20 protein-coding genes and 1 pseudogene are annotated in these 24791 nt (G+C 63.3%); 10 read left to right on the top strand and 11 right to left on the bottom strand.

Annotated elements, in window-relative coordinates:
* Positions 1–27: 27 nt before the first annotated feature.
* From ACFJIU_RS19220 to ACFJIU_RS19230, 3 genes are read left to right on the top strand one after another with little or no spacing between them, the layout of a single operon-like run.
* Complete coding sequence (locus tag ACFJIU_RS19220; protein ID WP_379062549.1) at positions 28–1494, top strand: mannitol dehydrogenase family protein; 1467 nt, start codon at positions 28–30, stop codon at positions 1492–1494.
* Positions 1495–2691, top strand: a complete 1197-nt coding sequence (gene uxuA / locus ACFJIU_RS19225; RefSeq protein WP_379062551.1) for a mannonate dehydratase — start codon at positions 1495–1497, stop codon at positions 2689–2691. It begins immediately after the preceding gene.
* Entirely contained in the window at positions 2688–3722 is a 1035-nt protein-coding gene (locus tag ACFJIU_RS19230; protein ID WP_379062553.1) for a Gfo/Idh/MocA family protein, read from the top strand. The genes uxuA and ACFJIU_RS19230 overlap by 4 nt, the downstream gene beginning before the upstream one ends.
* On the opposite strand, the gene ACFJIU_RS19235 is transcribed toward ACFJIU_RS19230, so the two are convergent.
* The 5 genes from ACFJIU_RS19235 to ACFJIU_RS19255 are packed head-to-tail and all read right to left on the bottom strand — an operon-like array spanning position 3714 to position 9249.
* Complete coding sequence (locus ACFJIU_RS19235) at positions 3714–4316, bottom strand: dual specificity protein phosphatase family protein (protein ID WP_379062555.1); 603 nt, start codon at positions 4314–4316, stop codon at positions 3714–3716. The two genes, ACFJIU_RS19230 and ACFJIU_RS19235, sit on opposite strands and share 9 nt — an antisense overlap.
* Positions 4317–4326: 10 nt before the next feature.
* Positions 4327–5442 (bottom strand): MBL fold metallo-hydrolase, encoded by a 1116-nt coding sequence (locus ACFJIU_RS19240; RefSeq protein WP_379062557.1) that lies wholly within the window; start codon positions 5440–5442, stop codon positions 4327–4329.
* On the bottom strand, positions 5430–7163 hold the full coding sequence (locus ACFJIU_RS19245; protein ID WP_379062559.1) for an ABC transporter permease: 1734 nt from the start codon (positions 7161–7163) through the stop codon (positions 5430–5432). Before ACFJIU_RS19245 ends, ACFJIU_RS19240 begins: the two co-directional genes overlap by 13 nt.
* Before the next feature lie 14 nt (positions 7164–7177).
* Positions 7178–8143 (bottom strand): ABC transporter substrate-binding protein, encoded by a 966-nt coding sequence (locus ACFJIU_RS19250; RefSeq protein WP_144378442.1) that lies wholly within the window; start codon positions 8141–8143, stop codon positions 7178–7180.
* 35 nt (positions 8144–8178) lie between these two features.
* Positions 8179–9249 (bottom strand): ABC transporter ATP-binding protein, encoded by a 1071-nt coding sequence (locus tag ACFJIU_RS19255; RefSeq protein WP_379062561.1) that lies wholly within the window; start codon positions 9247–9249, stop codon positions 8179–8181.
* Positions 9250–9442: 193 nt separating this feature from the next.
* On the opposite strand from ACFJIU_RS19255, the pseudogene ACFJIU_RS19260 reads away from it, so the two are divergent.
* Positions 9443–9538: pseudogene (locus tag ACFJIU_RS19260) on the top strand (hypothetical protein); the annotation flags it as partial.
* A 271-nt stretch (positions 9539–9809) separates the two neighbouring features.
* A complete protein-coding gene (locus ACFJIU_RS19265; protein WP_379062563.1) occupies positions 9810–10460 on the top strand; it encodes a substrate-binding domain-containing protein in 651 nt (216 codons plus the stop codon).
* Between the two features lie 53 nt (positions 10461–10513).
* Here the strand turns inward: ACFJIU_RS19265 and ACFJIU_RS19270 are convergent, their stop codons facing one another.
* Positions 10514–12544, bottom strand: a complete 2031-nt coding sequence (locus tag ACFJIU_RS19270) for a TonB-dependent receptor (protein WP_379062565.1) — start codon at positions 12542–12544, stop codon at positions 10514–10516.
* 376 nt (positions 12545–12920) lie between these two features.
* Here ACFJIU_RS19270 and ACFJIU_RS19275 point away from each other — a divergent pair, with 376 nt between their 5' ends.
* Positions 12921–13709, top strand: a complete 789-nt coding sequence (locus tag ACFJIU_RS19275; protein WP_379062567.1) for an IclR family transcriptional regulator — start codon at positions 12921–12923, stop codon at positions 13707–13709.
* Positions 13710–13719: 10 nt separating this feature from the next.
* On the opposite strand, the gene ACFJIU_RS19280 is transcribed toward ACFJIU_RS19275, so the two are convergent.
* Both ACFJIU_RS19280 and ACFJIU_RS19285 read right to left on the bottom strand, forming a co-directional pair.
* A complete protein-coding gene (locus ACFJIU_RS19280; protein ID WP_379062569.1) occupies positions 13720–14988 on the bottom strand; it encodes an NtaA/DmoA family FMN-dependent monooxygenase in 1269 nt (422 codons plus the stop codon).
* Positions 14985–15809, bottom strand: a complete 825-nt coding sequence (locus ACFJIU_RS19285; RefSeq protein ID WP_379062571.1) for an ABC transporter ATP-binding protein — start codon at positions 15807–15809, stop codon at positions 14985–14987. Before ACFJIU_RS19285 ends, ACFJIU_RS19280 begins: the two co-directional genes overlap by 4 nt.
* A gap of 176 nt (positions 15810–15985) precedes the next feature.
* On the opposite strand from ACFJIU_RS19285, the gene fepB reads away from it, so the two are divergent.
* The 3 genes from fepB to ACFJIU_RS19300 are packed head-to-tail and all read left to right on the top strand — an operon-like array spanning position 15986 to position 19033.
* Complete coding sequence (gene fepB, locus ACFJIU_RS19290) at positions 15986–16948, top strand: Fe2+-enterobactin ABC transporter substrate-binding protein (protein ID WP_379062573.1); 963 nt, start codon at positions 15986–15988, stop codon at positions 16946–16948.
* A 16-nt stretch (positions 16949–16964) separates the two neighbouring features.
* Positions 16965–17999, top strand: coding sequence for a FecCD family ABC transporter permease (locus tag ACFJIU_RS19295; RefSeq protein WP_379062574.1), 1035 nt, complete (start codon positions 16965–16967; stop codon positions 17997–17999).
* Positions 17996–19033, top strand: coding sequence for a FecCD family ABC transporter permease (locus tag ACFJIU_RS19300; protein ID WP_379062575.1), 1038 nt, complete (start codon positions 17996–17998; stop codon positions 19031–19033). The genes ACFJIU_RS19295 and ACFJIU_RS19300 overlap by 4 nt, the downstream gene beginning before the upstream one ends.
* A gap of 10 nt (positions 19034–19043) precedes the next feature.
* On the opposite strand, the gene ACFJIU_RS19305 is transcribed toward ACFJIU_RS19300, so the two are convergent.
* From ACFJIU_RS19305 to ACFJIU_RS19315, 3 genes are all read right to left on the bottom strand, one after another.
* Positions 19044–20192, bottom strand: coding sequence for a GNAT family N-acetyltransferase (locus ACFJIU_RS19305; protein WP_379062576.1), 1149 nt, complete (start codon positions 20190–20192; stop codon positions 19044–19046).
* Positions 20189–21184: a sterol desaturase family protein gene (locus ACFJIU_RS19310; protein ID WP_379062577.1), complete on the bottom strand. Its 996-nt coding sequence runs from the start codon at positions 21182–21184 to the stop codon at positions 20189–20191. The genes ACFJIU_RS19305 and ACFJIU_RS19310 overlap by 4 nt, the downstream gene beginning before the upstream one ends.
* A 219-nt stretch (positions 21185–21403) precedes the next feature.
* Positions 21404–23311, bottom strand: a complete 1908-nt coding sequence (locus ACFJIU_RS19315) for a heparinase II/III-family protein (protein WP_379062578.1) — start codon at positions 23309–23311, stop codon at positions 21404–21406.
* Positions 23312–23419: 108 nt separating this feature from the next.
* Between ACFJIU_RS19315 and ACFJIU_RS19320 the strand changes: the two genes are divergently transcribed.
* Positions 23420–24676 (top strand): glycoside hydrolase family 5 protein, encoded by a 1257-nt coding sequence (locus ACFJIU_RS19320; RefSeq protein WP_379062579.1) that lies wholly within the window; start codon positions 23420–23422, stop codon positions 24674–24676.
* The last annotated feature ends 115 nt before the right edge of the window (positions 24677–24791 follow it).

Below are 24791 nucleotides of genomic sequence, written 5' to 3' on the forward strand. Positions count from 1 at the left end.
GGATGCCATGAAACAGCGAGCTATCACGTGACGGTCCTGTCCGATGCGTCGCTGACCGCCCTGCCGGCAAATGTGGCGCTGCCGCGCTATGACCGTTCGGCCATCGCGCCGGGCATCGTGCATCTCGGCGTCGGCGCCTTTCATCGCGCCCACCAGGCGACCTATATCGATGATTGCCTCGCCGCCGGCGAAACCGATTGGGGTATCGTCGGGGCATCGCTGCGCAGCACCGATACACGCGATGCACTGGCGCCGCAGGACTGCCTCTATACGCTTGCCGTGCGCAGCGGCCAGGGCGAGGATTTGCGCGTTGTGGGCTCGATCCTGTCACTGCTCGTGGCACCAGAGGACCCGGCCAGGCTGATCGATACGCTCTGCCTGCCCTCGGTGCGCATCATCACGCTGACCGTCACGGAAAAGGCCTATCTGCGCAACGCGGCAGGCGGGCTCGACTTCAGCCATGCCGATGTCGTCTGGGACCTGGCCAATCACGATCAGCCGAAGACCATTTACGGCTTCCTCGTCGAGGCCATCCTGCGCCGTCAGGCGACAGCGATAACACCCTTCACCGTGCTGTCCTGCGACAACCTGCCGGCCAATGGCGAAACACTGCGCCGACTGCTGCTTGAATTCGCAAAGGCCCGTGGCGCAGGGCTTGCCGCTCATATCGACCGATCGATCGCCTTCCCTTCCAGCATGGTCGACCGCATCGTGCCGGCAACGACCGATACCGACCGCGCGCGCATTGCGACCGCGCTCGGCATGACGGACACCTGGCCGGTGCGCACCGAACCGTTTTGCCAATGGGTGATCGAAGACCGCTTTGCGGCCGGCCGGCCGGCGTGGGAGCGCTTCGGGGTCACGATGGTGGAGGACGTCCGCCCTTTCGAAGACATGAAGCTTCGCCTGCTCAACGGCTCACATTCGGCGATCGCCTATCTCGGCCTGCTTTCCGGGCACGAAACAGTGGCGGACGCTTTCGGCGACCCGGCGATCCGGCGTTTCGTACAGGGCCTTTGGACTGAGGCCATTCCTACCTTGCCCGACGATGCCGGTCTTGACCCGCAAATCTATACAGACAGGCTGACCGCGCGCTACGATAACCCTGCCTTGCAACACCGCACCGCCCAGATCGCCAATGACGGCAGCCAGAAACTGCCGCAGCGCATCGTGGCAACGGCGATCGAACGGGTTCGACGGAACGCCCCGGTCCCTCACCTGACGCTGGTCATCGCCGCGTGGATCGCGGCCTGCGAGGCACGGGGCCGCACACCGGATGCCGGCCAGTTCTCCGACCCGCTCGATACTGGGCTTGCGACGATATTCGCCGACTCACAATCGGCGCCCACCACCGTGACGCAGGTCTTCGACCTTGCCGGCTTCGCCTCGCGCCAAGCCGGACGGACGGAATTGCAGAGCGCGGTGATCGCCCATCTCGAAACCATCCGCGCCGCCGGCATCGGCGCTGCAATCGCAACTGTCTCGGGGGAATAGATGGAACAGACCTGGCGCTGGTTCGGGCCCGACGATCCCGTCACGCTCGCGCATGTGAGGCAGGCCGGCGCTACCGGCATCGTCAGTGCGCTGCATCACATCAACGATGGCCGCACCTGGCCCGATGATGAAATCGCCAAACGCAAGCAGGAGATCGAGCGAGCCGGCCTGACCTGGTCGGTGGTTGAGAGCATCGTCGTGCATGAGGAGATCAAGACCCGCACCGGCCGCTACCGCGACTGGATCGACAATTACAAACAGTCGATCCGTGCCGTCGCCAAAGCCGGCATCGGCACCGTCTGCTATAATTTCATGGCGATCACCGACTGGACGCGCACCGATCTCGATTTTCCTATGCCGCATGGCGGCACGGCATTGCGCTTCGATGCCGTCGACTTCTGCGCCTATGACGTGCTGGTGCTGCAACGCCCCAGCGCCGAGGCCGACCATCCGGCCGAACGCATCGAGGCAGCCCGCAAGCGTCTGGCCGGCATGAGCGAAAGCACGCTGGCAACGCTGGAGAAGAACCTGATCGGCTGGGTGCCGGCGCGGGAATTCATCTTCGACCGCGACAGCTTCCGGCGTGCGCTCGATGTCTATCGCGACATCACGCCGGATGGTTTCCGCGAAAACCTCTTCACCTTCCTGCGCGAGATCATGCCGGTGGCCGAAGAGGCCGGCGTGCGCATGGCAATCCACCCCGACGATCCGCCCTTCCCGATCTTCGGCCTGCCACGGGTGGTTTCGACGGCGGCCGATGCGCGCAAGCTGCTCGATGCGCATCGCTCACCGTCGAACGGACTGACGCTATGCGCCGGCTCGTATGGCGCCAACGCCGCCAACGACCTGGTCGCCATGGCCGGGGAGTTCGCGCCCGACATCCACTTCGCGCATCTGCGCAATGTCACCAAGGAAGCGGACGGGTCCTTCCATGAAGCCGAACATCTGGAAGGCGACACCAACATGGTGCGGCTGGTGGCGGCCTTGATGCGGGAGGAAGCGCGGCGCAAGGCGGAAGGCCGCGCCGACTGGCAGATCCCGATGCGGCCCGACCACGGCCACGCCATTGTCGATGACATCGGCAAGAAGGTGAACCCAGGCTATTCCTGCATCGGCCGCCTCAAGGGCCTGGCGGAACTGCGCGGCATCATGCGCAGTTTCGAGACTTTTGGCATTCCTGGCGGAGCCGCCCGGTGAGCAGGCTGCGCTTCGGCGTCATCGGGCTTGGCATGGCCTCGGCACCGCACGCCCAAAGCCTGCTAGACCTTGCCGACCGTGTCGAAGTTGTCGCCGCCTACAGCCCGACTCGGGCACGCCGCGAGGCTTTCGCGAGCAGCTACGGCCTGCCCACCTGCGACGACCTTGCCGCGATCTTCGACGACATCAGCATCGATGCCGTGCTCGTTCTGACCCCGCCCAACACGCATTTCGCCCTGGTGCAGCGAGCGGCTGCAGCCGGCAAGCACATCCTGCTGGAAAAACCGCTGGAAACCAGCCTGGAGCGAGCCAAGGCACTGGTTGCCGCGGCTGATGCAGCCGGCGTGAAGCTCAGCGTGGTGCTGCAGCATCGTTTCCGGCCGACAGGCACGGCGCTGATCGAACTGGTACGCGGCGGCCGGCTGGGCGTGCTCGTCAGCGCATCGGTGCGCCTGAATAACTGGCGTCCGCAAAGCTATTACGACCAGCCAGGGCGCGGAACCAGGGAACGCGACGGTGGCGGCGTGCTGCTGACCCAGGCCATCCACACGCTCGACTTGCTGATCTCGGTGGCCGGCGCACCAAGCGAAGTGACCGCCTATGCGGTGACCAGTCCCGTACATCGCATGGAGACCGAGGATCTGGTGGCCGGCGCCATGCGCTTCGACAATGGCGCCATCGGCTCCTTGACAGCCACCACCTCGGCCTATCCCGGTCACCCGGACGCCATCGACATCATCGGCACCAAGGGCATGGCGCGGCTCGAGGGCACGAAGCTGTCAGCGGCCTTCCACGATGGCAGCGAATTCCATCTCCAGGACGAAGGCGCCGGTGGCGGGACCGGGGCCGATCCGATGGCGTTTTCCCATCAGCATCACCGCGCCGTGCTGACGGACTTTCTCGACGCGGTTGCGACAGGCAGCCAACCCAGGGTCAGCGGCCACGAGGCGCTGAAGGTGCATCGGCTGATCGATGCGCTGCTGCGCTCGGCTGATACGGGAACTCCACAACAGGTTGCAGCGCTAGCGTAGCAATACGTGGCCGTTTTCCGCCGAGCGGTTCCATATCGCCACTGCCTGGCGGCAGAGATCCAGCATCGCCGGCTGCGGCTGGGTTTCGTCGAGCCCCCGGCACGATCGCACGTGAAGCAGCGCATCCTCGAAAGCCGGGAAGTGCTCGGGCTGCGCAAGGTGCAGATAGAGCGCGATGGTACCGGCGGAACGGCTGCGACCTCCGCGGCAATGCACCAGCACATTGCCGGCCCGGTGAGGCGGATAATGCGCCTTGCCCGGACTTTGCTGGTTGATGATGCCGTGCAGGACCAGAACGGCGCCGAGCAGATGATGAGCAATGTTGCCCGGGCCGTCGATCAGGCCGATATGCGTGCGCCTGACGACCGAGCCGTCGTCCAAAGCCAGCGGTGGCATCTCGATGTTCACCGCAAGATTCATCGTCGAGGTGATGCCGTTGCGCAAAAGCAGGACGGCATCGTTGGCCGCGACCGCGTTGCCGATGAACAGCGTCTTTCCGGCAGCATCGATATCGGCAAGAACCGGCAGCAGCACCGGCAGGCGATCTTCCTCTTCCTCGGTCATCGGCCGGTTGTCATTGTGGTTCATGTTCATGCTTGCAGTCCTATTCCGCCGCTTTCAGTAACTGGTCTCGATCGACAGGCAAGGGGATGACCCTTGTCCGGCAGAGGCGCTCGCCAAGCCATTGTTCGAGCAGGGGCATCTCTTCCGGCCGTACGAAAGCCGCAACGACCTTGTCGGCACAGGTGCGGGTGACGAGGTCCATCGTATCTTGCCGTCGTGGATGGACATTCCAGCGCAGCCAGCGCGCTTCGCCACGCCGGAGCATATCCCAGGCTGGCGTCCGCGCCGGGACATGACCGGAGAACAGGAAGCGAAAGCCCTCGTCCCGGCGCTGCAGAAGCTGCGCCGCCAGTCCGGTTTCGGCATTGGCTTCCGTCGCCACGATCACCTTGTCCGGAGACCACTCATCGGTGACAGGCATCGAGCGCAGCAACGCAGCAATGCCGGCACGGCTCTCGGCACTGATGATGCCTTCTTCGTCGCTGGCGAGAGACTGCATCTCCCGGCGCACGACAGGGCAACAGGTCGCCTTTAAGCCCAACCTGTGCAACGCCAGCATCATCTCCGGCCCCCTGCCGCCGGCCGGCACGCAGAGCACTGCACCGGACGCGGCGAAATCCGCGATCGCTCCGACCTGTGAAGAAAGCGCCTCGTCGAAATCGCCATAGGACGCATCGGTAATGAGGGAGCCTGCGGCGGGCGGCTCGTCGAACGGCAACAGCAGCGATTCCGCGCTCCAGTCGCCCATGTAGAGAACGCCGCCACTCCCAGCGAAATGGACCCATATCCCGCCGGGCGCGTGGCCGTTCCGGCCGACGGTGACCGGCAGACCGGCGATTTCGGCTTTGCCGCTGACCGGCAGTTGCACACGCCGTTCCGGCGGGACCACCGCTTCGGAGATCTGGCTGAACGTCCGGCCTGTCGCATACACCAGCGGATTGCCGAGCTGCCCCGCAAGGTCCAGCGAGCCGACATGGTCGATATGGGCATGCGAAAGGCAGATCGCGTTGACGAGCCCAACATCGGAAAGGTCAGGCTTCACGCCAGGTTGCGGGCCTTCCCCCAGATCGAGAAGGATGCGGCGGCCATGCATCTCCAGCAGGAAGGCAGCCGGAAGCTTGCCGCCCTGCCCGCTGACAACGGTCAATTTTGCCAAGGCAACACCCCTTTTGGCAGGTAGCGCGAGAAGCGGGTCGCCACCAGCATCAGGATCAGCACGGCCGCGATCATCAGGCAGCCGACTGCCGCGGCGAGCGTCGACGACCCGCCCTCTTCGAGGAAGACCACCATCGGGCCGATGGTGCGGGCATTGGACGACACGAGCAGGATCGAGACCTGGATCTCGTTCAGGGCACTCATGAAGACCATGACGCCACCGGCGACCGCCGCTGGTGCGACCAGCGGGATGATGACGTCGCGCATGCGCGCCAGGAAGCCTGCGCCCGCCACCTGGGCCGCCTCTTCCATGGCGCGGTCGATCTGTGCGAATCCGCCAAGGACGGGACGCAGCGCGAGCGCCAGGAAGCTGGAAAGATAGGCGGCCAGGATGATCCAGACGGTGCCGTAAATGCTGAAACCGAGAAACGGCAGCGGCTTCAGGAAGAACAGGATCATCGCCACGGCGAGAATGATGCCGGGCAGCGCATAGGCGAGCTCACTGAAGAGATGCAGCACACGCACCAGCGGGCCGCGCTTCCAGACGATGAAATAGGCCATGAACAGCGACACGACCATCAGGATGACGACGGTGACAGATGTCAGCAGCAGGCTGGTCAGGAACGCGTTGCGGATCGAAGCCTGGTGGACGAGGGCGTTGGCATAGTTGACCAGCGTCAGCGTCTTCCAGCTCAGTTCCTGGCCGAAACCATTGACCAGCGAGGTTGCGACGAGCGCCGATAGCGGCAGTGCCATGGTCATGACGATGAACAGCCAGCTGGCCGTCTCGACGGCGGGACGCCAGCGGCCAAGCCGTATCTCAAGCGAGCGGCCGATGCCGTCGACGCGCACGTCGCCACGCTGTCCGAGCCAGCCGCTGACGGCGACGCCGACAATGGTCAATGTCGACAGAAGCAGGGCCAAAACCGCCATGTCGGCAAGCGCCGATGGGCCGTAGCTGTTCATCTGCTGGTAGATCAGCGTGATCAGGGTGGGATATCGCGCCGGGATACCCAGCATGGCCTGGATGCCGAAATTGCTGATCGACGAGACGAAGGCGAGGGCAGCGCCGGCAAACAGGCCGGCCCGCGCCAGCGGCAGGATGATGGTGAAGATCAGCGGCCAGCTGGTGGCGCCGGCAGCGCGCGCGGCTTCGACCAGTTCAGCGGGCAGGCGTCGCAGGGCTGCCCTCACCGTCAGGAACACCAGCGGTGCGTGATAGAAGCCCAAAAGCAGGATGATGCCGCCCGGCGAATAGAGCGGATGCCGGCCGCCGTCATGAAGCGAAAGACCCAGCAGGCCCAGAACCGGGCTCGACGGCGAAAAAGCCTGCACCCAGGCAAGGGCCGTCACCTGCGGCGGGATCATCAGCGGCAACACGAAGGCAAAGACCCAGGCCGTCTTGAAACGCATGTCGGTGAGCACGGTGAGCGCCGCGGCGATCGTCCCAAGCACCATGGCAAGCAAGGTGGACAGCAAGGCGACGACCAATGTGTTGGTCGATGCGGTCAGGACCTTCTTCTTCCAGAGCAACTCGACGACATGGCCGAGATCGATCGCACCGTCAGGGGCGATCGCGGTTATGGCAAGACGCAGCAACGGCGCGAAGGAGAGCCCGGCGACGAAGATCACCAGCAGTCCAAGCACCGCCCATTCCGCCCTGGGAAGAAGCGCCGGCAACCGCCGGCGCTCCTCGACCCTTTCCATGGCAATCAACGCCATTTTCTATCTTTCTATCAGCCGCCGAAGATCTTGGTGAACTTCTCGCGGGTCTCCTTGTCGGTGGCCACGGCCTTGTCGGCGTCCATCGGCAGCAGCTTGATCTCGGACAGTTTCGGGAAACCGGCGGGCGGCGTGATCGACGGATCGATCGGCAGGTTGCCCTGGGTCACGACGAGTTCCTGGCCTTGCCTGGACAGCAGGAAGTCGATGAACTTCTTCGCGCCGTCGGCATTCTTGGCGGTCGACATGATGGCGACCGGCTCGGTGATGAAGGAAACGCCATCCTTCGGGAAGATCAGGTCGACAGGCGAGCCCTTGGCCTTGGCACGAATGACGTCGGCGTCGGCAATGATGCCGTATTTGGCGAGACCGCTGGCGACGGCCTTGAGGGCCGGACCGTTGCCGCCTTCCGGAGCGATATCGAGCTTGGCGAGGCCTTCATAGAATTCCCAGCCGATGCCGGGGACATTGACGACGCTGTGCAGGTGGTTGAGCGCGGCGCCCGAGTAGAGCGGGCTCGGCACGGCGATCTGACCCTTGTTGTCTTCCGTCAGCAGGGCGCTCCAGGTTTCGACGGGCTTGGCCTTCTCGGTGTTGTAGGCGATGCCCGTGGAGATGATCTTGGTACCGAAGAACGTCATGTCCTTGTCGTAGGTGCTCTTGTCGTAAGAGCCGACCGGCGCCTGCGGATAGGCCATCAGGCGACCTTCCTTCTTCAACTGGCCAAGGTTGATGGTGTCGGCGACCAGAAGCACGTCCGGCTTGACGTCGCCGGCTTCGATTTCAGCGCGCAGCACGTTCAGCAGCTGGCTGGTGCCGTTGCGGGTCCATTCCACCTTGATGTCGGGATACTTGGCCTGGAAGGCGTCGACGGTCTGCTGGGCGATCTCCGGCGACTGCGACGTGTAGAGGGTCAAGGTTTCGGCGTTGACAGCCGTCCCGCTCAACAAGACGAGCATGAGGGCAGTGGTGAGGCGCATGGAGAACTCCTGTTGCTGTGAGAGTGGAAAAACCGTCAGGCGGCGGCGGGAATGACCCAGCCGTCGCTGATGCAGACCTGGATAGAGTCGTCCGATGGAATGGCGACATCCGCCGGTGCGTGCAGCGTCAGCTGCAGCTCCGGATCCGCGGTAACGACGAAATCGACCTGGCTGTGATTGCCGCGATAGATGACCCGTTCGACCTTGCCGGCGAAGCCATCTTCGCCGGACTGTGCCAGGCGCATCGCCGAGGTGTGGACGGAAAGCCTGGCCGAAGAGCGAACCTGCTCGCTCCTGCGTGCCCGGACACGATGATCCTTGCCGAAGATGCTGACAATCGCGGCCTCGGCATCCGGACGTACATCCTGCACCGGCAGCACCTGACCGTTGCCTATGAAACGGGCGACCATCTCGCTCTGCGGCTCGCGATAGAGATCGCGCGGCCGGTCGAACTGCACCAGCCGGCCGCGATCGATCACCGCGATACGGTCGGCCAGCGCCATCGCCTCGGACTGGTCATGCGTGATGTAGACCATGGTGGCGCCGGTATGGCGGTGGAAACGCACGAACTCGTTTTCCATCGCCGCGCGCAAATGCACGTCGAGATTGGCCAGAGGCTCATCCAGCAGCATCACCGATGGCCTGGCAGCAAGACAGCGCGCCAGGGCGACACGCTGGCGCTGGCCTCCGGACAGGTCGGAAGGCGCGCGCTCGGCCAGATTTTCCATACCGACAACGGCCAGGGCATCGCGGCTGCGTTGCAGACGCTCCTGTGAACGCGCCCCGGCGATCTTCAGCGCATAGCCGACATTGTCGACCACGCTCATATGCGGCCAGAGCGCGTAATTCTGGAAGACGATGCCGATGTTGCGTTTCTCCGGCGGCACATTGGCCTCCCTGGAAGAAACGACGCGATCACCGAGCTGGATCGTGCCTTCATCCGGAGTTTCGAAGCCGGCAAGCAAGCGCAGCAAAGTCGTCTTGCCACAACCGGAAGGGCCGAGAACCGCAATGAATTCACCGTCGACGATGTGCATTGCGACGCGATCGAGAACGCGTTTGCCGCCATACATCTTCGACAGGTCACTGATGACGATATCGGCCAAGGCGGCGTCCTCAACAATTTGAAAAGAAAAGATTTTTTCTTGATTTCTTAGTCTGGACAATCGCATCGCAACTTCATAACAATGCTCTTGCACACGTGTGCAATCTAGCGAAGTTGTGCTTCAGTTTTATGACGGCAAAGACAGAAGTTCAGATTGTTCACCGGGCTCCAGCAGCCCCGATGGAGCATGGAGAATGAAGAGCGGTTTCATCACGGCGGCGGATGTCGCAAGGGAAGCAGGCGTTTCCCGTTCCGCCGTCTCGCGAACCTTCACCCCGGGCGCCAGCGTGTCGAAAGACGTGCGTGAACGCATCCTGTGTGCAGCCGAAAAGCTTGGCTATCGGGTCAACAGGCTGGCGCAGGGTCTGCAGATGGCGCAGTCCAGTCTCGTCGGCGTGGTTGCCGCCAACCTGACCTCGCCGTTCAACACCGCCTTGCTCGATGGCATCAGCGCGGCGCTGTTCAAGCGCGGCCTGCAGTGCATGCTCTTGAATGCCGAAGCCGCACGCGACGACATCGGCAGCCTGGTCAACCAGGGTCCTGGAATACCGGGTGCGGGCGGTGATCATCCTTTCAGGTGCACCACCCGAGGAGATCATCGAGGCCTGCCTGCGCAACGATGTGCGGCTGATCCTGATCAACCGCGGCACGCTGCCGGGCAACGCCGACAAGATCGATACGGACGACCTGACCGGCGGGCGCCTGGCGGCCGACCGCATGCTGCTGGATGGCCGCCGTCATGTCGCGATCGTGCGCAGCGGCAACGGCAGCGTCAGCCAGAAGCGGCGTATCGAAAGCTTCGTTGCCCGCATGAGCGAGGCGGGAGCCAGGGTCACGCCGTGGATGAGCGGGCCGAACAGTTTCGAGACGGGACAGGAAGCCGCGCGCAAGCTCCTGACCGATCGCTCGATCGACGGTGCGTTCTGCGCAACGGATCTCATTGCGCTCGGCTTCCACGACACAGCCCGGTTCGAGTTGGGCATCCAGGTACCGCGTAACTTCTCGATCATCGGCTTCGACAACATCCCGGAAACCGCCTGGCCGTCGCATGGACTGACCACGGTGAGCCACCCGATCGAAGCCTTCATCGAAGCCATTCTCAATTGCCTCGACGATGATCGGCAGTTGTCCGAAGGCGCGCTGAACTTCACGATACCGATCACGCTGATCGAGCGGGGCACGACCGGCGCACTCGATACGCGGCCAGACTAGCCGGCGGGCGGCCGCGACAGATGCCGTGCGGCCGCCCTCCCCCCGCGACGGGGCTAAAAACTGCCCTTCACGCCGACACCGAAGGTGCGCGGCATGGTCATGCTGGCCTCGACACCGCCGATGCCGCGGTTCTGCTGCATGTAGGTCGGCGCGCGTTCGTCGAAGATGTTCTTGACGTAACCGTAGACCTGCAGATGCTCGTTGAAGTTGTAGCTCGCACGGGCATCGGCGATCGTGTAGGGCTCGATCAGATAGCTCGGCGTGTTGGCGGTGTCGGAATAATACCTGTCCATGTGGCGAACCTCGCCGGACAGGTTGAATTTCTCCGTCACGTCCCAGCTGGCGCCGAAGCTCAGCATGTAGCCGGGCGACTTGGCGAACTCATTGCCCTCATAGGCGACATTGCTGGAGATGCTGTCGATACGGGTACGCAGCACGCCGGCGCTGGCCTTGAGCGTCAGATTGTCGAGGACACGGTAGTCCGCCCCGATTTCCAGCCCATAAGCATGCGCCTTCTCGGCGTTGATCGTGTAGGACTGCGCAACGCCCGAGGAGATCACGACCGGGATCGTGTACTGGGCGTTCTTGAAATCCATGTAGAACAGATTTCCGTTGAGCGTGAGCGTGTCGTCGAGCAGGTTGGCGCGGGTGAACAACTCGTAATTCCAGAGCGTCTCTTCCTCGAACGGCATCCACTTTCGCGCATTGAGGTTGAGCGACACGCCGCCGGGATTGTAGCCGCGATTGACCATCGCCCCCACGGTGAGGTCGGGCGTCACGGCATAAGCCAGCGAGACTTTCGGCAGCACGGCGCTGAAAGTGGTGTCGAAATTCACCGGCTGCGGTGCAAAGACCGACCTGCCGGCACGCTGGATCTGGTCCTGCTGGTAGCGCAGGCCTCCCGTCAGCGTCCAGACATCGGTCAGCCGGTAGCTTGCCTCGCTGAAGAGGCCGAGATTCTGCTTGGTGTCGTCGAAGGTCGACAGGCCGCTGAGATACAGAACCTCGTCGCTCTTGGTGTGGGCGTAATACACACCCGCCACGCCGCTCAGCGCATCGCCCTGCTCGCCGAACGTCACGCGCGCTTCATTGGAGACGTTCTTCTGCTCGACATCGGCATCGCCATTGTTGACGAGGCCGGTGGTGCGATGCACGGAGGACGCCGAATACTGCGTCTGGTTGAAGAACTTGAAGCCGTTGCCGACATCATAGCTGATGTCGAGGATGCCGGTGTTGGTGTCCTGCTTCCAGGTCGGCATCGTCGTGGTGATGTGATTGAGATCCTCGAACGGCATCGATGCCGCTTCCTGCGAAGGCCGGTTCGAGCCGTTGTGCGAATAGGTGAATTTTGCCTCCAGGCCGGGGATTTCGGCCGGCTGCCACAACAGCTTGAAGCGGGCATTCAGCGCCCTGAAATCCTGGTCGGTGTCGCCGTGCTGGAATTTGGTACTGATGTAGTCGATGAAGGTGTCACGGCCGGAATAATCCACCGCAAGGCGTGCCGCGAGCTGGTTGTCGACGATGGGGCCGGACAGCATGAACGAGGCCCGCTTCGAATTATAGCTGCCGATCTCGGCCTGATAGGCGCCCTCTGTCGTGAAGGTCGGATCTTTGGTGTTGACGATGATCGCACCAGCGATGGCGTTGGCGCCTTGCGAGGTCGTCTGCGGCCCGCGGAAAACCTCGATGCTGTCGACATCCCAGACCGATGCGGCGCCGAAATAGAACTCGTTGTAGTTCAGGTAGTGGCCGTCGAGATTGATGGTGGCGCGTGGCACAGTGCCGCCCCAGAACGACCCTTGCCCCGTGAGGGGGCCTTGCGTGTCCTGTCCGCGGATGACCGGCGTGCTGACGGTGTCTGTGTAGACGACATTGGGTACGTCCTGGATGACCTCGGACACGGAGGCATCGCCCGTCTTTTCCCTGGCGATCTGCTGGGCGGTGATGACCGAGACGGAAGAGGCGGTGTCCTTCAGGCTGCGCGCGATCTTCTCGCCGGTGATGACGATGCGCTCGAGCAAGGTGCCGCTTTCAGCAGCGGCCTGCGGTTTTTCCTGTGCAGAGGCGGCAGTGGCCGCGAACATCGACACAATCGAAAGCGTGCTGGCGCCCACTTTTAGTGAGGCAGAGAAGTAAGAAGGCATGAAGTCCCCGATCGCCCAAACAAGAAACGCTGGCTGGGAACGGACCGTGGCTCGCGGATTGAAGGATGAATTCCACAATGCATAGCGCATTCCGCATGTCAACACACAGAGCGCTTCTGGCCTTGGCTGTTGCAGATCCTGTCACAGGCTGGAGCGGGCGCTGCCAGCGCGATTGATCGCAAGGCCGAAGCACCGTAACGTCGCGCGGTCGTTAGCCAAGATACGGCGATCCATCTCTCGCCCATTCCAGCCCAGATGTTGCCTGCATGATTGCCTCGACCTCCACGCTCTTGCCGCACGGAACGGAACACCACTCGTGAAACCAGACCGTTCCGACGACGACGGCGGCAGCGCCGGCAAACGCTCCACGACCATCCAATCGGTGTCCATCGCCGCCCGTTTCCTCGACATACTGGCGAGAGCCGATGGTCCGCTGGCGCTGGGTGAGGTTGCCCGGCAGGGGCGCACGGGCACCTCGACGGCACATCGCTACATGCAGAGCCTGGTGCGCGAACGGCTGGTGGCCCAGGATCCGATGACCGGTCGCTATGATCTGGGGCCGGCCGCGCTCAGCATCGGCATCGGCGCCTTGCGGCGTATCGAGCCGATCGAAGTCGCGGCCCGCCTGATGAAGACGCTGTCGTCGGAAATCGCCGCAAGCTGCGGCGTCGCGATCTGGACAGACCAGGGTCCGACCATCATCCGCTGGTACCGCAGCTCGGATTTCTCGATCAGCACCGTCTCGCTCGGCGACGTGCTTCCGCTCGACAACACCGCGTGCGGCCTGGTTTTCCAGGCTTATCTGCCGCGCGAGACGGTCGCGGCGGCGCGCAAGCGGCAACCCGCCACGTTCAGGGGCAGTCCGCCCTCGAAAGAGACGCTCGATGCAGCGCGCCAGGCCGCCGGCGTTGAACTCAACGAGCATCTGTTTTCGCTGCTGACCGGCAAGGCAGCGCCGGTGTTCAACGCGCAGAACGAGATCGCCTGCGTCGTCACCACCGTTTCCTTCGTGAAGACCGCGGAGGCGGCCGATCATTGGAATGCCCTGCGGACCATGGCGACACAGGCCTCGCTCGAATCCGGAGCCTCTCGCAACAGCGGGTGAGCGCCGCACTTCAATGGATGCCGAGGTGCTCGCGCAAGGTCGAGCCTTCATAATCGCCGCGAAACAGGCCTCGCCGGACCAGTTCGGGAACCAGTTCGTCGAAGAAGAGGTTCATTGAACCCACCGAGCCGCCGGGAAGCGCGATGAAGCCGTCGATCGCGCCCGCCTCGAACCGTTCCACGATGTCGTTCAGGACATCGTCCACGGTGCCGACGGAAACCCAGTGCGCGGAGCCGACGACCTCGGGCCGTGACAGCACCTCCTCAACCGTCGGGTTGTTGGCAACAATGAAACGGCGCAACAGTTCGGCATGGGTCCGGCTGCGGACCGGATGATCGCAAGCCGGCAGCAGATCGCCGGAGACGCGGCTGCCCGGCGCGAGCGCGCCGACATCCAGCCCGAGCACGTTCTTCAGCGCCTCGATGCGGCGCTCGCGCGTCAGATGCGCGTGGGCACGTTCATGCAGCTTCCAGGCTTCCTCTCGCGTCCTTGCCAGGAAGAAATAAAGCCCGGGCAGGACGCGAACCGCATTCGGCGAGCGTCCGTGCCGTTCCGCCCTGTTGCGCAGATCCGCGCGCAGCTCGATGCCGTCGCCGACGTCCGGCATCGCGGCAAAGGTCGCGTCGGCAACAGAGGCCGCAAAGCTGCGGCCGACCTCGGACGCGCCTGCCTGAAACAGCGGCGGCGGGCCAGCCTCATGTCCCGGAACGTTGAGAGGCCCTTTGACACCGAAGAACTCGCCGGTGTGGTCGAGTGGCTGAACCGCGGACGAGACCCCCGGATAACTCTGCCAGAGTTGTCGCACCACCTCGGTGAATTCCGCTGCCTTGCGATAACGCACTTCCGGCGACGGCATCGGGTCGGTGCCGAAATTCTCCGCGCCCTCGATCGAGGTCACAATGTTCCAGCCCGCCCTGCCGTTGCTGATCCAGTGCAAGGACTGGATCTGGCGCGCAATGACATAGGGTGGATTGAAGGTGGTCGAGGCGGTGGTGACCAGCCCGATCTTCACAGTCTCCCGCGCGATCGCGGCCAGCATCATCGTTGGATCAAGGCCGACATGGGTCGGCGAGTGCGTCACCATGGCCTGGTTCATCACGAGATAGTCGGGCCGGAAGACAAAATCGAGCTTAGCTCGCTCGGCCAGCCGAGCGAGTTCGACATGATATTCCACCGGCCCAATGCCCGCCGACAGAGCCTCATCCGGGTGCGGACGCGGTCCCTTGAGCCAGGTCGGGGTCAGGCTCAATCCAATGTGCAGTTTTCTGTCCGTGCTCATGCCGATTGTTTTCTGCCGTATGGAGTGTGAATTGCAGGGGTGGGCCGGCCCTTCGGAACGATCAGCGGCGTCGCCGAGACCGGGTCGGCGATGATGACCGAAGGCAGGCCGAAAACCGCCTCCACCAGTTGCTCGCTGACGATTTCGACCGCGCTGCCTTCGGCAACGATGGCGCCATCCTTCATGGCGATCAGATGGGATGCGTAGCGGCAGGCATGGTTGAGATCATGCAGCACGGCAACAACGGTGCGCCCCTGGCGATGAAGGTCGGCCAGAAGGTCGAGCAATTCGATCTGATGGGCGATATCGAGGAAGGTGGTCGGCTCGTCGAGCAGCAGGATCGGTGTTTCCTGCGCCAGCACCATGGCGATCCACGCACGTTGCCGCTGACCGCCGGAAAGCTCATCCATCAACCGGTCGGACAGATCCGCCATATGCGTGGCTTCGAGCGCGGCGGCGACGGCTTTCTCGTCGGCCTGTGACCATTGCCTGAGGAAGGACTGGTGGGGATAGCGGCCGCGCGCAACGAGATCCGCAACCGTGATCGCATCCGGCGCAACGGAGCTTTGCGGCAGCAGCCCGAGCCGCCGGGCAACCTCCTTTGCAGGAAGCTCGCCAATGCTCCTGCCGTCGAGGACCACCCGACCGGCAGATGGCGCCAGCAGTCGCGACAGCGCGCGCAGAAGCGTGGACTTGCCGCAGGCGTTCGGGCCGATGATGACGGTGAAGGAGCCCTCGGGGATCGCCACCGACAGTCCGGCCGAAATCAGACGCTTGTCATAACGAAGCGTCACGCCATCGGCATGCAGACGATGCGCCATGTTGCCTTTCCTTGCCTGAGTGCATGCCGGAAGATTGCGACTTCGATGTCGCATCACGGAATGCATGTTGCATTGCGGGATACAACGTTTATTGTGGAATAAACAAGTCAAGTTTAAAATCCGGTGCGATGACGCAGGCCGCGCCACAGCTCCCCACAATTCCGAACGAACCATCGATGATGATGCCGATCCAGAAACTTGCCCTCGCCCTGGTGACCGTTGCGGTTGTCGCAACAAGCTTCGATCACGCTTTTTCGCAGGAGCAGCAGTGGCCAAGATCGATCGTTCAAGGCAGCGAAACGCTGACTCTGAAATCAAAGCCGGAACGGATCGTCTCGACCACGCCCAGCATCACCGGCATTCTGCTGGCCATCGGCGCCCCGGTGACAGCCAGCGCCGCTGCGACACCGACGATCCTGACCGACGACAAGGGCTTCTTCTCGCAGTGGGCGGCTGCAGCCGACGAGCGCGGCGTCGAGGTCCTCTACCCCAATCTCAACTTCGATATCGAAGCCGTTATCGGCCGGGAGCCCGACCTGCTGATCGCATCCGCGACGGGAGCCGACAGCGTCGCCCAGCACAAGGCGGAGCTTCAGGCACAGGGCATCCCGACGATGGTCGTCAACTATTCCAACCAGAGCTGGCAGGAGATCGCCATAGAGCTCGGCAAGGCCACCGGCCTCGAGGCGGAAGCAGGCGATGCCATCAAACGTTTCGACGACTATGCCGCGCAAGCCGCCATCTCGATGACGCGCCCGAAAGGCAAGGTCAGCATTGTCGGATACAATATCGGCGGTAGCTATTCGATCGGCCGGCCCGAAAGCCCCCAGGCAAGGCTGCTGACAGCCCTCGGTTTCGAAGTGGCGGGATTGCCGAAAGAGATCCAGCGCGATGTGACGCGACGTTCGGACTTCGACTTCATCTCGCGTGAGAACCTTTCCGCTGCCGTTGCAGGCGACACCGTCTTCCTGCTGCGCGGCACCGAAAAGGATGTCGAGGCTTTCACCGCCGACCCCATGCTCGCCAATCTGCCAGCTGTCGCGAACAGGAAGGTTTATGCGCTTGGGCCGACATCATTCCGTATCGACTACTATTCGGGACGGCAGATGATCGACGCGATCGTCGGGCACTTCCGGTAGCATGGCTTGTCCAGAGATGCGGGAAGCTGGGAAACCAGCCCGGCTTCTTCGACGACGGCGATTTTTTTGGGGGCTTGCAGGTGCGGGCCTCACACTCGCGCTTGTCGGTCTGCTCAGCCTTGCTGTCGGCTCACGCCCGGTTCCGCTCACCACGCTGTTCGAGACATTCCGGGCGTACGACCCGCTCAATGACCGGCACCTCGTGATCTGGGAATTGCGGGTACCCCGCACCATCGTGGCGATCCTTGCCGGGCTGGCGCTGGGCACCGCCGGCGCCATCATGCAGGCGACCACCAGAAACCCGCTCGCCGAACCGGGACTGCTCGGCATCAATGCGGGCGCGGCAACAGCAGTGATCATCGGGATCACAGTGTTCCATCTCACGGCCATGATCCACTATGTCTGGTTCGCCTTCCTCGGCGCGGGCCTGGCGGGGGCTACCGTCTTCATCCTGGGACGTGCCCACGAAACCGGCACCAATCCCGTCCGCCTTGTGCTGGCCGGCGCCGGCCTTTCCGTGATGCTGGGCTCGCTTACCGGCATCATCATGCTCAACGCACCGCTGGACGTGGTCGACGATTTTCGCCACTGGTGGGCGGGCTCCATCGAAGGACGAGGTTTCGATGTGGCAGGTGTGCTCGCCGTCGCGGTCACGATCGGTCTTGCGATTGCCCTGTTCATCTCAAGGGACCTGAACGCCGTGGCGCTCGGCCGCGATCTTGGTGAAGCACTGGGGGTCCGGCTCGGCAGGACATGGGGCCTCGCCTGCCTGTGTGTCATGCTTCTGGCCGGGACTGCGACAGCGGCCACCGGACCGATCGGCTTCATCGGGCTGGTCGCCCCGCACATCGCCCGGCTCCTCACCGGCTCCGACCATCGCTGGCTGCTGCCTTTTTCGGCGCTGTTTGGCGCGATCCTGCTTTTGTGCGCCGATATCGTCGGACGCGTTATCGTCGCCCCTGCGGAAGTCGCCGCGGGGATCATTGCCTTGCTCATCGGCGGACCATTCTTCGTCGCAGTAGCGCGCAGATACCGGTTGGCCCGGCTATGATGGGACGGTCCTCCTTCGGACTCCGGATCGGCGGCTTCTCGTTACAACTGCGCCGCCGCTCGCTCGCAGTCTGTGCCGCGCTCGTGCTGACAGGCCTCGCGCTCGGTGTGCTGCTGCTCGGAACCGGAACGCTGCATCTAACCCCATCCGAGGTGATCGACAGCCTGCTTGGTGCCGGCGGCAATCCGACGGCGGAGCGCATCATCCTGCGCGTCCGGCTGCCGCGCCTGGCAACAGCCATGCTGGTCGGGGCCTCGCTCGGCATGGCTGGCGCGATCTTCCAGTCCCTGTCACGCAACGCCCTCGGCTCGCCTGATATCATCGGTTTCACCACGGGTGCCGCGACAGGCGCCATCCTGCAGATCGTGCTTTTCGATGCAGGCCCGCTCGGCGTGTCGCTCGCGGCATTCGCCTCCTGCATCACGACCGCTGTCGCCGTGCTTCTGCTCTCCATGAGGCATGGGGCAACCGGCGGCTATCGGCTGGTTCTCGTCGGTGTCGGCATTGGTGCGATCCTGTCCGGCATCAACACCCTTCTCCTGGTGAAAGGCGGTCTCGATCAGGCTGCAGCCGCCCAGCTCTGGCTGGCCGGTTCCCTCAACACGCGCACATGGGCGCATGTGATACCGACAGCCATTGGTTTCGCCGCGATCGTTCCCGTTGTCGTCCTCAATGCCCGCCGGACGACCCTTCTGGAGATGGGCGATGACATAGCGAGTCAGCTCGGCGTGGCTCCGGAACGCACGCGGCTCACCATGGTGATGGCGGCTGTCGGCCTGACGGCAATCGCCACGGCCGCCGCCGGCCCGATCGCCTTCGTCGCCTTGGCCGGACCACAGCTCGCCAGGCGCCTGACATTATCACCTGGCCTGCCACTGGCGAGCGGAGCGCTGATGGGAGCGGTTCTGCTTCTGCTTGCGGATCTGGTCAGCCAGCGCACGCCCTTCCAGGTGAACATGCCTGTCGGCCTGACCACGGGCATGCTGGGCGGGTTCTACCTGCTCTGGCTGCTGACGCGCAAAAGAGCCGTCTGACCAAGAGAGGTCAGGCGTCGTCAGGCGAACCGTCCTGCTGCTCGGCCCCACTCTCGCGCCTGCTTTTGATCTCCTGCCGCGTACGGTCGGCGAGGGAAACAAGCGAACCCAGCAGGGTGCGCGCGCCGAGAACGGATTGAAGCGTCACTCCCTCGGTCGCAAATCTGCTCTTGAAGGCATAGCCGCCGCAGAGGAAATCGACCATCCGCAGGCCGTTGTCGATCGACCATTGTATGTATTCCACAATCAGGACCACACCCGGCGATGCCCGGCTGAACTCCGGATCATAGGTGGTGACGAATGCCATCATGACGCCGCGCTGGACGATGTTGATGGAGACCGCGACCATCACGCCATTGCACTCGATCACAAAAATGCGCAACACGCCGGCACGCGCAAGCACATCGACCAGCGCCGCGAGCACGGATTCGCCTTCCTGGAAAAGATCGGATTCACGCGAGGTCTGCACCAGCCATCTGCGCTTGAGTGCGGACAACCGCTCCAGCACCGGCTGCAGCGGCTCATCCGGTGGGAGCAGGCGGAACGTCACTTCGCCGGCCTCTTCCAGCATCTTGAGGCCACGCCGATAGTTCTGGCGGGTTTTCTTCGGATGCGTCGCCAGCCATTCGGCTCCACTCGCCCACTCCCCGGCTACGCGATAGCTGACCTCTTCCCGATGATTGCGACGAAGCTTGATGCCGCCGGAAACTCCTGGTGCAAAGACCCTTTGGGCCGCCGCATCCGGCGATAGGCGGTTGATGAAAGCGATATCGAAACCGCCCTCGGACCAGATGCGAGCCCACAATTGCTCGAGGGCTGATTGCGAACATTCCGGCGCCACAAGAATGTCTCCGTAGTCCGAATAGCTGTTGGCAGCCCATTCAAGGAACCGGAGGCCCTTTCGCCTGCAGGTCGCCAGGGGAACGACGGCGACCAGCCTGTCGTCATTCCAGATCAGGCCGATCTTCAGCTTGCGCTTGCGGCGGTCGGCCACCGTGCTCCACCATGCCGAAATCCAGCCATGGCTTTGAAAGATCAATCCCTCGGTGCGCTGCCACAGACTTGTCCAGTCAGCCTCGATCGCTGCCAGGCGGTCGGCCGAGCTGACAATCTCCAGGCGTTCCATCCCGATTGTGCCGATCAAAACAGTTTCATTCATGGCTGGAGGGGGTCCTGCGGCTGCACCACGTCGGCAGGGCGTTTCCTGAACGGTCGGATGAGATGACCCGCCATCTTCTTGAGAGGCAGGACATAAAGTCCGTAGAGCGATTGATAGTCACGAACATCGCGGTCCATCAGGCCGAATTTCAGCTCCTCGTCCGGGTCCGGCACGAAATGCGTTCCGAACAGGCGATCCCAGAATGAAAAGAGCAACCCGAAATTCTTGTCGTAGTGACGCGGGTTCACACTGTGGTGCACCTGGTGCCAATGCGGGGAGAGGATGACGTTGTCGAGCGGACCGAAGGAAATCTTCAGATGGGTGTGGCGGACGAAGTCCATCATCAGGATGTTGCGGATGACGTAGACGTTGACACCGAAGACCGCGATCTCGACCGGATTCAACGCGATCAGGCTCCATATGCCGAAGCAGGTCCCCGGGATGACGCCATCCCAGGCGCGGTTCATCAGGTCGTCCAGCGGATGAACCCGGTCCTTGGTGATCCCCACCATCACCTCCGCCGAATGATGCACCTTGTGCAGCTCCCACAGGAACGGGAAGCGATGCTGGGCGACATGGTAGAGGTAATAGGAGATGTCGTAGGCCACCAGCATGGATGCGGTGAACAGGACGAGGGTCACCGGTCCGGCCGGCCCTTCGATGAGCGGCCCCGAAATGCCGAAGAGCCAGCCGAAGGTCTGATTGGTTGCGTAGCCCATGGCGGCGATGAAGGTGACGCCGGCGGGAATGAGCAGGAAAGGCATCATCAGCTTCTTGGTGATCCAGAACAGGGCATCCGCCCGCGCCGACGGATGCAGGATCACTTCCGCCGGAAAGGCAAAATCAAAGAAGTCGCGGAAGGACTTGTCCTTGACGGTTCGCCAGTAGACCACCAGCGCGCTGCCCAGCGCCGTCGCCAGAAGCAGGCCGAGCGTCACGTAGTCGATGTTCGACAGCTTTGTGGTGACCACTCTGACGAGTTCTGAAAACATCGATATCATGGCCCCCCAGTATGTGGATTGGCGATCCGGCTGGATACGAAACGCAAACTTGCCAAGCGCGCCGCGTAGGGCTCGCGATCATTCAAGATGCGAAAGCGGACATACACGCCGCCCCCGAATAGCAGATCAACCGTGTCGAAACTGCTAAACCTTTGAACGTCTTTTAAATGATGTCGGACGGGACGGAAAGCCAGCCGGAGATATCTCTCGCTACCGCATTGGGCTGACCGCAAGGCGGATGGCGACACCGTCCTTGCCGACCTGGCCACGCCACGCAAGACGTGGTGCAGGTTGCCGTGCGCCGAAACGTGGCGAGACCCAGCCGCCCTGTCCCGGCGCATCGCCGCCAGCGCGGATATCGACCGCGTCGTCGGGAAATTGCAGGGTCATCAACGTCTCGCCACCACGCGAAACCCTGACCAAACCGCCTTCCCGGCTTGCTTCGAGGCCGGCCGCAAGCTGGAAAGCGATCTCGGCCATGCGGCTGTCACCAAGCAACTGGTCGGTGATGACGACGCCGCCGGCTTCTCCGGTCACGGTGCGTTGATGCACAACGCCGAAGCGGGCTTTGTATCCGTCATGGCTGGCACGCAGTTGCCAGGGCAATCCGTCCCGGCTGTCGACCAATGTCGCGCGCGCCTTGTGCGACCAGTTGAACGGACCCGAGATGATGCTCTGGCTCTGACCGTCTATGTTCAGGGTGTTGTGCGCCGGCGTGGAGCGGAACCAGTTGCGCCATTCCCGCCCCGAGCCATAGAGCCAGGTACCTGGGTCGACCAGCACCGGCTCGCCGTCGATACACAAGGTGAGTTGCAGCGCGTCGGCATGGCCATGCGCCGCGATCGAGAGGTAACCGAGTGGGCCGTGATCGTAGGTCAGGTCGATGCGGCGGCCGTTCATCGCGCCGTGCCAGACGGAGAGGCCGCCTTGGGCGAATGTGCGCAAACCTTCCGGAACCGGCGCGGAGCGCGGTGGCGTGCCAAAGAAAAGCGCGCGAAAATCGTCCGCTGCCGGAGCGACACCCGCCATGCCGAGATGGCCATGGATGGCAGCAGCGACCGAGCGGACATAATCGTGCTCGTCGCCCAGCGTGAGCGCCCGGCCCTCATCGTCATCGCCGAAGCCGCCGGCCCTTGCAGGAAGCCAGCCAGCAAAATCGGCGAAAGCAGCCAGGCGCCCATCCACGGAAGCGGGGAATGGCGACCCGGCCCGGCGAGCCGCAAAGGCGCACAGCAGGATGAGCTCGGCGGTGAAGGCTCCATAGGTCGGGGTTTGCTCGGCTGCGGCGCCGTCCGCGAGGATCTGCTTCTCTGCCTCCGCGACAAGTGCGGCGCGCACGGATGAGGACCCGGCCCCGAAAGCCATGCTGATCAGATATTCGCCGGCCAGTTCGGCGACGAGATGGTTGTTGGCGGACGAAAACCGGGAGGGGAACCGTGGCAGCCAATAGGCGCTTGCCGCCAGTATTTCACCTATGTTGCCACGTGTCGCTGCGGCAAGCCGGTCACCGGTGATGTCGAGCGTGACGATCAGGCCGATGGCCCGCAGCGCCACTTCGATGCCGGATGCCCAGGCCACCCCGCGGAAAGGCGGATTGGCGGCATGCCAGCTGTCGATGGCGGCCTCGATGGCCTCCAGGCATCTGTCGTCGCCGGAGAGCAGCCACTGCACAGCCAGCGGTGGCAGCTGCTGCAGCCGGTTGATCTCCCAGACATATTTTATGTCGCCACGGTCACCGATCGAACGGAAGTCGATATCGAAGGCATGTACCTCCGAACCCGGCCAAAGCGTGCCGCTTACCGGATCGAGGCGCCAGAGTTCGGCGGGAAACAGGAGGCCGGGATCGCGGGGCGGCCATGTCCACCCGAGGGCCGAAAACCGCCCCTTGAGCGTGCTGTCAGCCGCGGCCGCGACCGCTTCTCGTTGCTCGGCCGTGGCGGCTGCCTGTATGACATCTTTCAATCCGGCGAACACGGGATGCAGTGGGGGCGAGCCATAACGCTGCCAGCCATCGTCACGGCGCCTGGAAACGACCTTGCGGCGGTGCTCGCCCAGCCGATGCAGGATCTCGGCAGGGCCCATGCTGCGCAATCGGTTGATGTACCAGCCGATCCTCATGCAAGCTCAGCCACGGTTATACTCCATGCCGCCGGGAAGCCATTTGGCCGCAATTCTTCCTTTGCATTCCCCCGGTTAATATCTTCGATCATGATACGGAGATTGGCGATGAGAATAGTGGCGTTTGTCGCAATATGGGCACTCTCGCTGATCACAGCCGCCGAAGCCGAGCCGATTGCCCTGCAAAAAGGCGTCGGCGTGCATGGGTGGCTGAACTGGTCTCCCGTCGAACAGGACCGCTCCTACAGATGGCCGCCCTACCGAACCGAGAAGGAATGGCTCGGTGCAGGCAGGCCCCTCTCCGACTGGCCCGATGGCGAGGTGTTTGCCAGCATCCGCGCCATGGGGTTCGACTTCGTCCGCCTGACCGTCGACCCAGGCCCCCTGCTTGCCAGCGATGGCGCCAAACGCCAGCAGGCCCTGGACATCCTTTCCGCCGCGGTGGAGCACGTCACTTCGAACGGGCTCAAGGTGGTCTTCAACCTGCACAGCGTTGAACAGGTTCCAGCCTATGGCCTCAAGGTCTTCTCCGGCAGCGCCGACAGCGAAGGAGTGGCGCGCTATCGCGATATGGTCACGGCAGTCGCTGCAAGGCTGGCCAGGATCGGCACCGACAAGGTTGCCCTGGAGCCCTACAACGAACCGACCCACTACCCCTGCGATGCAAGCGGCAGTGACGATTGGCAGCGGATCATGTCGGACACGGTGCGCGATATCCGTGCGGTCAGTCGCGATCTCACCATCGTCGCGACAGGCGGCTGCGGCGGCAGTGTCGCCGGACTGGTCAATCTGAAACCCGATTTCGACGATCCCAATCTCTACTACAGCTTCCATATGTATGAGCCGCACAGCTTCACGCATCAGCGGCCTGACGGAACATCAACCACCTTCGCATCGGGCCTGCCTTGGCCGGCCGACAGCGCCACGCCTGAAATCGTGATCGAGACCCTTGGCGCGCAGATGGAGGCTGCGGGCCTCAGCCAGGTCGAGCGCATGATGAATACGGTTTCGGCACGCGAAAGGGTCGCCCAGTATTTCGCGGAAAACTGGGGGCCGAACCAGCTCGAAGCGGTTTTCCAGCAGGCGATCGATTGGGCCAAGGCCAACAACATCGCAAGCAGGCGGCTGTTCATGGGTGAATTCGGCGTCATCCTGATGTCGGCCGATGGCCGGATGGGTGCCTTCGACGCCGACCGTCTGCGCTATCTGACGGCTGTGCGGCAACTGGCGGAGCGCGATGGCATGCCGTGGTCGATCTGGGAGTTCACCAATCCTGATGGAATGACAGTCATCCAGCCGACCGGGCCTGCGCTTCCGGACCGAGAACTGTTGAAGGCGCTGGGCCTCACGCCCCGGGGCCAGTAGTCCCTTATTCGAAGTCCGCCATGTTGAGGCGCTGGTCGACGAAAGCGCGCTTGCCGGCACGCCCCCGCGGCAATGCGCTCGACCTGTTTCGCCGAAAAGCGGATAGCGCCGTGGG

Source organism: Mesorhizobium sp. UC74_2 (genome assembly GCF_042701485.1).
Taxonomy (GTDB): domain Bacteria; phylum Pseudomonadota; class Alphaproteobacteria; order Rhizobiales; family Rhizobiaceae; genus Mesorhizobium.

Coding starts and splice junctions, on each gene's coding strand:
- ACFJIU_RS19295 (WP_379062574.1), top strand. CDS start 16,965: ATGCGGGAAGCTGGGAAACCAGCCCGGCTTCTTCGACGACGGCGATTT.
- ACFJIU_RS19285 (WP_379062571.1), bottom strand. CDS start 15,809: ATGGCGCATCGTCTGCATGCCGATGGCGTGACGCTTCGTTATGACAAG.
- ACFJIU_RS19270 (WP_379062565.1), bottom strand. CDS start 12,544: ATGTTCGCGGCCACTGCCGCCTCTGCACAGGAAAAACCGCAGGCCGCT.
- ACFJIU_RS19250 (WP_144378442.1), bottom strand. CDS start 8,143: ATGCGCCTCACCACTGCCCTCATGCTCGTCTTGTTGAGCGGGACGGCT.
- ACFJIU_RS19235 (WP_379062555.1), bottom strand. CDS start 4,316: ATGAACATGAACCACAATGACAACCGGCCGATGACCGAGGAAGAGGAA.
- ACFJIU_RS19245 (WP_379062559.1), bottom strand. CDS start 7,163: ATGGCGTTGATTGCCATGGAAAGGGTCGAGGAGCGCCGGCGGTTGCCG.
- uxuA (WP_379062551.1), top strand. CDS start 1,495: ATGGAACAGACCTGGCGCTGGTTCGGGCCCGACGATCCCGTCACGCTC.
- ACFJIU_RS19310 (WP_379062577.1), bottom strand. CDS start 21,184: ATGTTTTCAGAACTCGTCAGAGTGGTCACCACAAAGCTGTCGAACATC.
- ACFJIU_RS19320 (WP_379062579.1), top strand. CDS start 23,420: ATGAGAATAGTGGCGTTTGTCGCAATATGGGCACTCTCGCTGATCACA.
- ACFJIU_RS19280 (WP_379062569.1), bottom strand. CDS start 14,988: ATGAGCACGGACAGAAAACTGCACATTGGATTGAGCCTGACCCCGACC.
- fepB (WP_379062573.1), top strand. CDS start 15,986: ATGATGATGCCGATCCAGAAACTTGCCCTCGCCCTGGTGACCGTTGCG.
- ACFJIU_RS19305 (WP_379062576.1), bottom strand. CDS start 20,192: ATGAATGAAACTGTTTTGATCGGCACAATCGGGATGGAACGCCTGGAG.
- ACFJIU_RS19315 (WP_379062578.1), bottom strand. CDS start 23,311: ATGAGGATCGGCTGGTACATCAACCGATTGCGCAGCATGGGCCCTGCC.
- ACFJIU_RS19300 (WP_379062575.1), top strand. CDS start 17,996: ATGATGGGACGGTCCTCCTTCGGACTCCGGATCGGCGGCTTCTCGTTA.